13 protein-coding genes are annotated in these 10751 nt (G+C 66.5%); 6 read left to right on the top strand and 7 right to left on the bottom strand.

Annotation, left to right across the window (positions count from 1 at the left end; translation table 11 throughout):
* Positions 1–161: 161 nt before the first annotated feature.
* On the top strand, positions 162–629 hold the full coding sequence (locus ACFV6E_RS09770; protein WP_385163687.1) for a hypothetical protein: 468 nt from the start codon (positions 162–164) through the stop codon (positions 627–629).
* 95 nt (positions 630–724) lie between these two features.
* Here the strand turns inward: ACFV6E_RS09770 and ACFV6E_RS09775 are convergent, their stop codons facing one another.
* Both ACFV6E_RS09775 and ACFV6E_RS09780 read right to left on the bottom strand, forming a co-directional pair.
* The gene (locus ACFV6E_RS09775) at positions 725–1255 is read right to left on the bottom strand and encodes a levansucrase (protein WP_385163685.1); all 531 of its coding nucleotides are present in this window, start codon (positions 1253–1255) and stop codon (positions 725–727) included.
* Positions 1256–1285: 30 nt separating this feature from the next.
* Positions 1286–1831: a hypothetical protein gene (locus ACFV6E_RS09780; RefSeq protein WP_385163682.1), complete on the bottom strand. Its 546-nt coding sequence runs from the start codon at positions 1829–1831 to the stop codon at positions 1286–1288.
* Positions 1832–2050: 219 nt separating this feature from the next.
* Between ACFV6E_RS09780 and ACFV6E_RS09785 the strand changes: the two genes are divergently transcribed.
* Entirely contained in the window at positions 2051–3019 is a 969-nt protein-coding gene (locus tag ACFV6E_RS09785) for a GlxA family transcriptional regulator (RefSeq protein ID WP_385460283.1), read from the top strand.
* 94 nt (positions 3020–3113) lie between these two features.
* On the opposite strand, the gene ACFV6E_RS09790 is transcribed toward ACFV6E_RS09785, so the two are convergent.
* Positions 3114–3416, bottom strand: coding sequence for a hypothetical protein (locus ACFV6E_RS09790; RefSeq protein ID WP_385163677.1), 303 nt, complete (start codon positions 3414–3416; stop codon positions 3114–3116).
* Between the two features lie 271 nt (positions 3417–3687).
* Here ACFV6E_RS09790 and ACFV6E_RS09795 point away from each other — a divergent pair, with 271 nt between their 5' ends.
* From ACFV6E_RS09795 to ACFV6E_RS09805, 3 genes are all read left to right on the top strand, one after another.
* Positions 3688–4107 (top strand): Hsp20/alpha crystallin family protein, encoded by a 420-nt coding sequence (locus tag ACFV6E_RS09795; protein ID WP_385163785.1) that lies wholly within the window; start codon positions 3688–3690, stop codon positions 4105–4107.
* A 186-nt stretch (positions 4108–4293) separates the two neighbouring features.
* A complete protein-coding gene (locus ACFV6E_RS09800) occupies positions 4294–5520 on the top strand; it encodes a hypothetical protein (RefSeq protein WP_385460285.1) in 1227 nt (408 codons plus the stop codon).
* Between the two features lie 228 nt (positions 5521–5748).
* Positions 5749–6582, top strand: a complete 834-nt coding sequence (locus ACFV6E_RS09805; protein ID WP_385460287.1) for a hypothetical protein — start codon at positions 5749–5751, stop codon at positions 6580–6582.
* A gap of 103 nt (positions 6583–6685) precedes the next feature.
* Here the strand turns inward: ACFV6E_RS09805 and ACFV6E_RS09810 are convergent, their stop codons facing one another.
* Positions 6686–6901: a DUF397 domain-containing protein gene (locus ACFV6E_RS09810; protein WP_385460289.1), complete on the bottom strand. Its 216-nt coding sequence runs from the start codon at positions 6899–6901 to the stop codon at positions 6686–6688.
* Positions 6898–7746, bottom strand: coding sequence for a helix-turn-helix domain-containing protein (locus tag ACFV6E_RS09815; protein WP_385460291.1), 849 nt, complete (start codon positions 7744–7746; stop codon positions 6898–6900). The genes ACFV6E_RS09810 and ACFV6E_RS09815 overlap by 4 nt, the downstream gene beginning before the upstream one ends.
* 215 nt (positions 7747–7961) lie before the next feature.
* Between ACFV6E_RS09815 and ACFV6E_RS09820 the strand changes: the two genes are divergently transcribed.
* Positions 7962–8594 carry an ATP-binding protein gene (locus ACFV6E_RS09820; RefSeq protein ID WP_385460327.1) on the top strand — a complete coding sequence of 211 codons (633 nt, stop codon included), beginning with the start codon at positions 7962–7964 and terminating at the stop codon, positions 8592–8594.
* 160 nt (positions 8595–8754) lie between these two features.
* On the opposite strand, the gene ACFV6E_RS09825 is transcribed toward ACFV6E_RS09820, so the two are convergent.
* A complete protein-coding gene (locus ACFV6E_RS09825; RefSeq protein WP_385460293.1) occupies positions 8755–9720 on the bottom strand; it encodes a hypothetical protein in 966 nt (321 codons plus the stop codon).
* 27 nt (positions 9721–9747) lie between these two features.
* On the bottom strand, positions 9748–10746 hold the full coding sequence (locus ACFV6E_RS09830) for a hypothetical protein (protein ID WP_385460295.1): 999 nt from the start codon (positions 10744–10746) through the stop codon (positions 9748–9750).
* Positions 10747–10751: the final 5 nt, after the last annotated feature.

Consider the following 10751-nt stretch of genomic DNA (forward strand, 5'->3'; position numbering starts at 1 on the left):
TGCGGGGCGCCGGCGCGGAGGCGGGTGCGGGGCGCGGGCGCGGCGGGTGTCGAGGCAGTGTGCGTGGTGGGAGCCGGTGTGAGCCATCACACCACGCACACGGGAACGTCTGAGTACGCGTACTCTGTCCGGCCCCCACCGCGCGGGCGAGGCTCATACGCATGACCGAGAAGCTGCTGAGCCCCTTGCGAACGCGCCCCTGGCCGGAACGCTGGCTGACGCGCGTGGTCGGTGCCGCCCTCTCCGCCGCGGCCTATCTGCTGTGCCTCCCGTGGGACCTGCGCAACCGCCCCGAGCACCCGGGCGACCTTCAGGAGACGAGCCCGGTGACGTTCACCGGTGTCGCGCTCCTCACCGCCGTACTGCTCCTGCTGGCCGCCTACTTCGGCCACCGGGACGCCCTGGCCTGGCCCCTGCTGGTGGCCGCCGCCCCGCCGGCCGTCCTGCTGTACGTCTCCCTCGGCTCGCACCCCGAGTCGAACGACGGTCTCGTGGCCGAGGTCTGGCTGCTCACCTGGGCGTTCTTCACGCTTCTGATGGCGGCGGCGGTACTGGTCGCGGCGACGTTCGCCCGGCGGTTCCGGCACGAGACGGTCGACGAGGAACGGATCCTGGCGCGCTCCTCGTGAGCATCCCGGGGGTTCACCGGAACGTGCGCACCGAGGGCGCTCCCCGGGACGTGCGCACCGAGGGCGCTCCCCGGGGACGTGCGCACCGCGGACGCTCACTGGAAGTCGAAGTACGCCGCGCCCTTCTCGTCGAAGTGGGCGGCGTACACCCGGCCGAGCATCGGCCTGCCCCGGTACCTGCCCACGTAGTGGTGGACGCTGTCGACCACGACGGGCCGCGTCATACAGCCGAACCTCACCCGCTGCCGCTCCTCCGCCCACTGCACGGCAGCCGGGTCGACCCGGTCGCTGACCAGCACCGGGAACGCGCCGACGCCGGTCTGGAGACCGACCGGCAACCCGCCCTTGCGGTCCTTGGCGTACTTCATCACCTGCTCGGTGAAGTGGGAGACCACCGGCACGGTTATCTCCGGCACCGCCGCGGCGACGGTGAAGAGGTGCAGCTTCGTCGCCATCCACCGCATCCTGAAGTCGGCCCGCCGCCCCACGAGTACGGGAACGCCGGCCCAGTCGTCCCACTGGGTACTGCATCCGTCGGCGGTCAACCGCTGCTCCACGAACGCCAGGTAAGCGCCCGACGCCGACTGGCCGCCCTGCGGGCCCTGCCGTCCCTGCTCTGAGTCCATGTACGGGATCCTATGGGCCCGTTCGAGATCCTATGCGCCGGTTGTGGACCCCGGCCGGATGATCATCAACACGGTGACGACGGCCCAGAGCAGATTGAAGATCCCGGTGAACATGGCGAGCCGGACGGTGAGCTTCTCCGGACCCGAACCCGAACCCGGACCCGGACCCGCGGGACGTGCCGCGCTCTCGGTGACGCCACCCACGCTCTCCAGGATCGCGGTCTGGCGCGGCAGTACGAGCGCGGCCAGGACCACGGCGGCGACGGCGGTGAGCGCGATCGAGACGATCAGCCAGGTGTCACCGAGCACCCCCATGTTGCTCGCCGTGGCGAACCCGAAGACCGGGACGACGACGCCGAGCGTGGCGTACACCCGGCAGATGCGGTGCAGCAGCCGCAGCGTGGAGCGGGCGTCGGGGTCGGCATCGGGGGCGGTGCCGACGCCGGTGCCGTCGGACGCGTCGGCCGCGGCGAACGCCTTGCGGGCGGTGGGCGGGAACATGCTCGCGGCCACGGTGACGGGCCCGATGGCGACGATGGCCGCGATGACGTGCACGGCGAGGAGGAACTTGGTCACGGGCCGACGCTACGAGGGGAGTACGGAGACGTAGAAGCGGCGCTTTTGCCAGGGTGCAACGGATTCTCGCCACGGCCCCGCCATTGCCTCGCCGTCGCCTCGCCATCGTCACGTCATCGCCTAATGGCGGCAGCACAGCGAGTACGGCGCTGTTGCCGGCGAAGGTGACGTCGAGGTGGGGCCCTTGGCGGCAATCCGTCGTATGCCTACGCTTTCGCCATGCACACCGTGGCCGTACTGGCGCTCGACGACGTCATCCCGTTCGACCTGTCCGCGCCGATCAACACCTTCGGCTTCGCCCGGCTGCCGGACGGCCGCCCCGCGTACCGCATCCAGGTCTGTGCCGCCGAGGCGGACGCGGAGGTGCGGACGGCGGAGAGCGCGTTCACCGTGCGCGCCCCGCACGGCCTTGAGGCGCTGGCCGAGGCCGACACGATCGTCCTGCCCGGGATCGCAGATCCGCACTTCGAGCTCGCGCCCGCGGTGAAGGACGCGCTGTGCGCGGCGGCCGCGAACGGCACGCGGATCGCGTCCATCTGCGTGGGCGCGTTCATCCTCGCCGCCACCGGCCTGCTGGACGGGCACCGGGCCACCACCCACTGGATGGCCGCCGAGCACCTGGCGGCCCTGCACCCCGAGGTGACCGTCGACCCGAACGTCCTCTACGTCGACAACGGCCAGTTCCTCACCTCGGCGGGCGCGGCGGCGGCGCTCGACATGTGCCTGCACATGATCCGCAAGGACCACGGCTCGGCCGTCGCCGCGCACACCGCCCGGCTGTCCGTGATGCCGCTGGAACGGGAGGGCGGCCAGGCCCAGTTCATCGTCCACCCCATGCCGACGACCGCGCCGGCGCCCGCGGGATCCACGATGGAGCCGCTGCTGCGCTGGCTGGAGGAGAGCTGCGGCCAGGACCTGACACTGGACGACATCGCCGCGCGGGCGGGCATGAGCAGCCGCACCCTGAACCGCCGCTTCCGCGAACAGACCGGTACGACACCGCTCCAGTGGGTCCACCGGGCCCGCGTCCGCCGCGCCCAGTACCTCCTGGAGACGACCACGTACCCGGTCGAGCGCATTGCCACCCAGGCGGGCTTCGGCTCCTCGACGGCGTTCAGGGAACGCTTCAGGAGGGTGGTGGGGACGAGTCCGTACGCGTATCGGCGGGCGTTCCGGGGAGCGCCCTGAAGGGGTGCTAGGAACTGCGCGACCAGCCACGACGGCGCCGCGGTCGGCTGTCGGCAGATCGCGGCAGTACCGGGCGGGGCCTATCGGCCGGGCGTCACGACTTACGGTCGGCGACCGCCCATGAGGCCAGCGCGACCGCCCCCGCCACCCCGAACACGGAAGGCCACGCACCGACCTTCTTGGCAAGGGGATGAGACCCCGCGAACGCGGCAACGTAAGCGACGGTCAGCGCCCCGGCCGCCTTCCCGCCGGCCCGCTGCTTCCACTGCTGAGCGGCGGCAGCCCCCGCCGCGGCGAGTACGACCCCGCCGAGCTGCCGCTTCTTGGTCCAGCGGGCCACCCCGTACCCGCCGATGAGCCCGCTGGCCGCAACCGCCGCGGCCGGTACCTTCGCCATGTCTGCCTCTGTCTCCCGCCGGTCGCCGCGTCGCACGGCACCGCGCGTCTCTCCGCTTCCCGGACGAACCGAGGCTAACTCCCGCGCGTCGAGCGCCGCCGACCGACCTGGCCGACTCCTGCTGCCTCCACCTCTTCACGCCACCTGACCTGCGGCGGGCCACCCCTGGCTCAACCAACCTGAGCCCGCACTTGTCAAGTTTCCCGCTTCGAGCTATATACATATGCCGTAGGGCATCGCACCCCGTACTCAATGAAAGGAGTGACCCGTGATGCTCATGCGTACCGACCCCTTCCGTGACATGGACCGTCTCGCACAGCAGGTCTTCGGCGCCGCCCGCCCCGCGGTGATGCAGATGGACGCCTACCGGGCCGGGGACGACTTCATCGTCCACTTCGACCTCCCCGGCATCGACCCGGAGACGATCGACCTCGATGTCGAGCGGAACGTGCTGAACGTCCGCGCCGAGCGCCGTTCCCCCGCCCCCGAGGGCGCGGAACTGATCGCCGCCGAGCGCCCCACGGGGTCCTTCAGCCGTCAGCTCTTCCTCGGCGACACCCTGGACGCGGACCGCATCGACGCGTCGTACGAGGCCGGAGTCCTCACGCTGCGCATCCCCGTGGCCGAGAAGGCCAAGCCCCGCAAGATCCAGATCAGCGGTGGCCGCGAGCGCAAGCAGCTCGACACCTGAACACCGGCCCGACGCCCGCCCCGCGGGACGAGCGCCCGCCCGCGCCGCCCCGCGGGGCGCCTCGCCGCCCCACACCGCGCCCCACGCCTGAAGGCGCCGAGAGGGCCCGAAATGCCCGCACGGCCCTGGCCGTTGCCCCGGCTTCAGGGCCCGAGCTGGACCGCCGCCGCTGATTAAAGTCACCCCATGACGAGCAGCGAGACGAGCACGGGCACTGGTACGACGGGTAAGGGCACGGCCACTGGTACGACGGGTAAGGGCACGGGCACCGGTGCGGCGGGTACGGGCACGGGCACCGGCAGCAGAACGACCCCGCCACGCCCGCTGGACATCGAAGCACTCTTTCCCGAGCTGGCCGCCCACCGGGGTACGACGACCCGGCTGCACCCGAGGCCGGGCGCCCCGGACGTGACGGCCAGCTCGGTGGGCGGCCCGCTGCTGTGGCCGGCGGACGAGCCGTGGCCAGTGTGCACGGAGCCGCACCACCGGAACAAGGGCCGCCGCCCGGCCGACATCCACCGCAGGCGACGCGTCCTGGCGGAGGCGTGGGCCAGGTCCCCGGACTCCGGCCCCACGGACGAAGAACGGTCGCTCCTCGACGATTTGGACCGCAAGCACGAGGTCCCGGACCTGCCCGACACCGCCCCCATACCGATGATCGGCGTCGCGCAGCTCTACCGGCGGGACCTGCCCGACCTGGCGGAGGGCCCGGACGGCCGCGACCTCCTCCAGGTCTTCTGGTGCCCCTTCGACCGCCACGGCCCGACCGGCTACGGCATGTCGACAGCCCTCCGCTGGCACCACTCGGAGAACATCACCGACCCCCTCCCCGAGCCTCCGCTCCCGCAGGTCATCGGCTACGACGGCTACCTCGCCGAGCCTTGCGTCCTGCACCCCGAGCAGGTCACCACGTACCCGTTCGCGGGCCTCCTCCCCGAGGACCTGTGCGCCCGCATCGACGAGTGGGAGGACGAACGCCAGGAGGAGTACGAGGAGGCCGTCGAGGCGGCACAGGCGACGGCGTTCGAGCGGGCGAGGCAGACCCAGGGCGCGGCGGAGTCGGAGGCGGCGTTCGACGCGGCGATGAAGCGGAAGCCGCCGCGTCCCGCCGGTTACCAGTACGACCTCTCGATCCCACCCGGCTGGCGGGTCGGCGGCTACGCCTCCTGGCACCTCACGGACCCGACCCCGATGAACTGCCGCACGTGCGCCACCCCGCTGCACCTGCTCCTGACGATCGACAGCAAGGAGTGGGACGGCGGGAGCGGGAGTTGGCGGCCGGTGGAGGACGAAACCCCCACCGGCCGCAGGCTCGCCACTCCCACGGAGGTAACGGTGGGGCGGTGGGGCGAACTGAACATCTTCACGTGCCCGGCGGATCCGGGGCATGGGCATCGGTGGAGCATTCAGTGACCCGATCCGCGTACTGAGCGCGGGAGCGCGACTGTCCCGCTCCGAGAACGCTGGGAAGGTGGGGCCGCGGCAACGCCGCCCCGCGCACAATGGCCGCATGGCGTTCGCCTTCTTCATGACCCTGCCTGTGCTCGTCGTCGCCCTGACTCGCTGTTCGGCACCGTCATCGTCTTCGCGCGGATGACCAGCGTTCGTCGCTGAGGCGACGGCACTTGCTACGGTCCGTGCATGACGCTGTCGGTGCCTTCTGCACGCGCTGTTGATCTGCGGCTTGAACCAGTCGACGACGTACTGAGTCGCGTGGAGCGGTCTCTGCAGGTCCGTATCGACCGGGACACCGTGATCCGAAAACGGCGGTCCGTCGGGGGACGTACTGACCGGAACACGTGGGTGCGCACGGAACGGCGGTCCTTCGAACGGGTCGAGACGCAGGGGAGCAACGGCCCGGAGACTGCCGCCGTCCTGAGGGGGGTGGCCATGCCGCGATGGCAAACGGGGCTGACCTGGCGCGACGAGAACGAACCTGTCATGTGGCGGGCTGACGAGACTGAGTTGGTCAACGAGCCGCCGGTGGGCCAAGCGGCCCTGGTGATCGAAGATCCCCGGTTGCCTGACACATGGTGGGCGGGACTGGACGCCCTCGCGGCGCAGCACACGCCTCGTGTCGCGACACCGGATACCCAGTCGATGACGCAGGAGCTTGTGGACCTCACAATTCGGCAGGTCTTCCCCGAGGTTCCAGACCTCACCGCTGATGAGTGGACGCCTGCGCATGCGGATTTGACCTGGGCCAATGTCCTGGGGCCGGAATTGTGCATCATCGACTGGGAGGACTGGGGAATGGCGCCGCGGGGATTGGACGCGGCGACCTTGTGGGGCAACGCGCTCGCTGTCCCTGCCCTTGCGGACCGCGTCTGGGCTGAGCGGCGGCCGGACCTGGAGAGCAGATCCGGCCGACTGATGGCTCTGTTCTTCTGCGCGAAGATCATGGGTCCGTACGCTCACGAAAGTGACCCCAGGCTGGAACCTGCGCGTAAGCAGGCTGCTCGCCTTGTCACCTAGCTTCAGGCTTCACCGTCCCCGTATGTCTCAACGCGACTGGGACGTCCGTACACCGCTGGAGCGCACTACCTGGGCAAGCGATCTCGCAGGGACGTCTACGGCGTCAAGCCGTCAACCTCTCGTGCTTCACGGCTTGGAGGAACAAGCCCCAGGAGTGGCAGTCGACGGCGATGACGGAGGACTCGGGACGCTTCGAGTCCCGTATGAGAGCACTGTGCTCGGTCACGGCGCACTCGACGCACTCTCCTCCGGCACCGTTGCTGTACGACGACGTAAACCAGACCGGGGCACTGTGGTCGTTGGTGGCTGCTGAGTTCATCCTGCGTACTCCTTACACACCGATTTGATCAACTGGGCGGAACGCTGAGGACTCAGAGCTGCGGCTCGTAGACCGTCGAAGGCCCTGGTGTACTCGCTCACATGATGCTCGCCTTCTAGGTACACAGCATCCGTGATGCCGTCACGGTAGACGAGGTCCGGATCTTCAGGAGCAGGGAAGCCCAGCATGGTGAAGCTACCCGTCGCTGGATACGTACCCGAATCGAGCGGCAGGACTTGTACGGTCACCGACGGCAGGTCGGCGGCGGCCAAGACGCCTTCAAGTTGCTCCCGCATCACCGCGCGGTCGCCGATGACATTGCGAAGAGCGCCCTCGTTGACGATGAACCAGACGCTGGGACCACCGGGGCGAGTCAGTATGGCTTGCCGTTCGATGCGTACGCGTACGGCTCTGGCACGGGCCTCGGAGGTCATGTGCTTGCCGGTCTGATGCAGTTCGGATGCGTACGACTCCGTCTGCATCAACCCGGGAATGACCTCACACTGGTATTGGCGCAGGGCCGAAGCGTCCTGCTCAAGGCCGATGTAGATGTTGAACCACTCGGGTACGCCAGTGCCGTGCTGCTGCCACCAGCCGCGCACCTTGGCCTGCCGAGCCAGCGACTTGAGGAACTCTCTGAGTTCGTCACTGGTTTGGTAGAACCGGCACAGGGCGTCGATGTCCGAAGGCTGAACGCGACCGCTGCCCGTCTCCATCCGGTTGACCTTGGAGCCGCTCCAATCCAGCGCTTCGCCGACCTGGGCACACGTCCGTCCGCTGTTCTCGCGGAGCTTCTTCAGCTCGATCGAGAGGCGCCTACGGCGCGCAGTCGGTGAACCAGGCATCCCAACACTCCCTCAAGTAACGGACATTCAGTCTCACGCCAAGGGCTGCGTCTGCCAATCACTCAGAAGTGGGATTCTCGCCGTGCACATTGCATGACGGGATGCGCTGCGAGCACTCTATGACCAATGCCACTCAGCGTGAGACCTCGTAACACTGCGCTGCCCGTGGCCCAACGACCCTGACGAGAGGGGCCTTCGTGAGCCAGGAAGCCTGTATGTCGCGCAAACCGTGGGACTTGGCCTTCTCGGCCGACCCAGCCGAAGTGGCCGGCTTGCGGCGCATCATGCGACTGCACTTGGGAATCTGGGGCTTGCACCACATTGCAGACGACGCCCAGCTCTGCGTAAGCGAACTGGTGGCCAATGTCATTGCCCATGTCGGAGTCGGAACCCCGGCCACTCTCGCGGTGTCTATGAGCGGCGAGCATCTGCGCATTGAGGTGCATGATCCGGACGTTCGGGCATCGCCCACGTTGCTTCAGCCGAACCTCGAGGCGGAGGGAGGGCGAGGCATGGCACTCGTGGATGCGATTGCCGACCGATGGGGAGTGGAACTTAAGCTCGATCGAAAGGCCACGTGGTGTGAGCTGGCGACGGGCTTGACAGCGCCGGGCAGCCACGTAGATGGCCCTGGTGTGCTGCGGGCGGAGGCATTGTTGGCGACCTACCTGGAGAGGGAGCCCTTCTTGAGGGTCAGTCTAGGACCGGCGGGAAGAGCAGCGGCCGAGAAGTCTGTGATCAAATTGGTCACCGATGTTCTTCACTGGCTTCACGCGCACGGCTGTGATGTCGATGAGGCTTTGGACCAGGCGCAGACCCGCTTTGAAGCTGGATTGGGCAATTGCTGAGCTGGTCCGTCTCTCGCACCGGCCAATCAACGAGACGAGTGCATTGATCCCCGTGCGATAACGGCGAGCAGAAGAGCATCGTGTAGGCCGCCCGGAGAAGCCCTGCCCTGGGCGGGTGGCCTCGCACCAGGGCGACAAGCCACTGCTTGCCGGGCTCAACTTAAGGGGAATCGGACGTCGACGGGAGAGCGAAGTAGGGTTCGGGCCAGCTCACTGAGCCATCTGCGTCAGCTTGGGCCACGTGCTGTAGTAATAGAGCCGTAGGGTTTTGTATGTCGACCTCGGGGCTCTTCCCTAGTAGTCGAGTTGTGACGGGTATCGAGGGGTATTGAATACCCAGTAGCTTGGCTATGTGCTCGAAATCCTTGTTCTCGTTGTTGTCGCCGAGGTCGCCTTGCAGGTAGTCCCGCAGGCGTGCACAGATGTCCAAGAGGGATCGACCGCTGTCGGTCAAATGATATATCCCGCCTTGCAGGCTGTCGCTACCAAGAAAGCCGAGGATGAAGAGTCGCTCCGTCTCCTGCTTAAGAGCGTCAATTCTCATGCCTAAGGTCGCGGCTGTCGCCTTATGGCTGCTGTAGCCGAGCTCTCTGACGTGCGACAAAATAGCGATGGGGAAGCCGGGTCGTCTTGACGAGGCGAAGCGAGTCACATCCTGAGAAGTAAGTCCACCGAGGGTGACGTGAAGAAGGAGGTCCTTTGTTATCGCGTCCCGCAGGAGGTCGTGAATTACCCGTTTCTTTTCTTCGCTCTTTGCGTCGAAGTCCGATGGGATCCAGAATACGCGCAGGCGTGAAAGTCGATCACGCAGCGGGCCATTGCGATAGGACTGTGTCACTTCGGTCAGTCGAGCGCGATGCTTGCTCTCATCTCGTGCGATGTAGATGGCGGCGCTAACGTCTTGCTCGGTGATGAACGTTCGAAGGTCCTTGTCGATGCCATCTCCGCTGTGCTTCCACAGAGTCTGCCCTACGACTGCCTTCGACCAATCTCGCTTGAGTTCACAGGAGAAGTCGAAGAGCTTGCGCTGACCTTCCGTGTAGCCGAAGAGCGTTGATCGCGAGGCCTCCTCCATTATGCGGAGGGCCATTCTTGAGATGTGATCGTGTTCCGGTGACGACGGCATGGTGCCTCCAGGAGTGGGTGAGGGTAGCTACTTCGCTGGATTTCTCATGTATTCATGATCGCTGCGATAGACGATGTCTATGCCCTCGGTATGGAGCAAGTCCACTAAGTCGTCTTGAGGCGGAGCGGGGAGGAGTATTGAAAGAGTCAGGCCGCGAGGTTTGATGTGCCTTGCATAATCCTTCAGTTGTCCGATCGCCATTCGCACCTCCTCCCGGCTGGCCTCACCCCTCACTGAGTACAGCTCATGGGTGGTGGCGTCGTAGACGTCGGTTTTGAGGATGGTAGTCGTGCCTGCTATTTTTATTTGATAGGCGAAAACTTCATGTTGTTGCGATTTCAGCTCTGCAAGGTAACTGGCCCGTAGTTCGGATTGGCGAAGGTCAGCTATGAAGCTGGGTTGGGCGGCGCGTCTGCTCTCCGACGCCTGGCTCTTCCTCGGCTTCACCATTTTGGGCTCGAGCATCTTGCCTGCGACGACGTCGGCAGACACCGGATTGGCGTCGGTTGCTTCCGCTCGCGATATGGCATCCTTGGTGATCCGTTCGAAGTCGCCCTTCGGTCGTAAACGGAAGACGATTATGCGGCGGCGTTCACCGTTCTCGTCATTGGCTTCACGAACGGTGTAAGGCTGGTTCGAGTCCAACTCGAATTCGCCTATGTATCGCTGTTGCTTGGCGGCCGACTTAGGGTCAGATACTCTTCCCGCCGCCATGAAAACACGCAGTGACTTCCCCGTGTCGGCGTGGTAGAGGACGGCTGCGTTGCGGGATCCGTTCCGCCCCAGGAACGTTTGCTCTCCGCGGGTTCCTTGGCCCGTGTACTCGAACACGGGCCCCAGCTCGTCTTCTTCGGCTAACCAGCCGTCCTCGTAGCCGTACTTCTTGCCGCTGTCGTGGTCTACGTAAATGAGTATGTTCGAGGTGGTATCGGAGGGAATGATCCCTCCTTGGGTGCCTCCACCGAACAGCTTCTTCATCTCTTCACGGGTAGTCAGTAGCCCAGGCGTGATCGAAGGTTTGTCCATGCTTC

This window comes from Streptomyces sp. NPDC059785 (assembly GCF_042732375.1).
Classification (GTDB): domain Bacteria; phylum Actinomycetota; class Actinomycetes; order Streptomycetales; family Streptomycetaceae; genus Streptomyces.

Coding starts and splice junctions, on each gene's coding strand:
- ACFV6E_RS09770 (WP_385163687.1), top strand. CDS start 162: ATGACCGAGAAGCTGCTGAGCCCCTTGCGAACGCGCCCCTGGCCGGAA.
- ACFV6E_RS09775 (WP_385163685.1), bottom strand. CDS start 1,255: ATGGACTCAGAGCAGGGACGGCAGGGCCCGCAGGGCGGCCAGTCGGCG.
- ACFV6E_RS09785 (WP_385460283.1), top strand. CDS start 2,051: ATGCACACCGTGGCCGTACTGGCGCTCGACGACGTCATCCCGTTCGAC.
- ACFV6E_RS09790 (WP_385163677.1), bottom strand. CDS start 3,416: ATGGCGAAGGTACCGGCCGCGGCGGTTGCGGCCAGCGGGCTCATCGGC.
- ACFV6E_RS09795 (WP_385163785.1), top strand. CDS start 3,688: ATGCTCATGCGTACCGACCCCTTCCGTGACATGGACCGTCTCGCACAG.
- ACFV6E_RS09800 (WP_385460285.1), top strand. CDS start 4,294: ATGACGAGCAGCGAGACGAGCACGGGCACTGGTACGACGGGTAAGGGC.
- ACFV6E_RS09805 (WP_385460287.1), top strand. CDS start 5,749: ATGACGCTGTCGGTGCCTTCTGCACGCGCTGTTGATCTGCGGCTTGAA.
- ACFV6E_RS09810 (WP_385460289.1), bottom strand. CDS start 6,901: ATGAACTCAGCAGCCACCAACGACCACAGTGCCCCGGTCTGGTTTACG.
- ACFV6E_RS09815 (WP_385460291.1), bottom strand. CDS start 7,746: ATGCCTGGTTCACCGACTGCGCGCCGTAGGCGCCTCTCGATCGAGCTG.
- ACFV6E_RS09820 (WP_385460327.1), top strand. CDS start 7,962: ATGTCGCGCAAACCGTGGGACTTGGCCTTCTCGGCCGACCCAGCCGAA.
- ACFV6E_RS09825 (WP_385460293.1), bottom strand. CDS start 9,720: ATGCCGTCGTCACCGGAACACGATCACATCTCAAGAATGGCCCTCCGC.
- ACFV6E_RS09830 (WP_385460295.1), bottom strand. CDS start 10,746: ATGGACAAACCTTCGATCACGCCTGGGCTACTGACTACCCGTGAAGAG.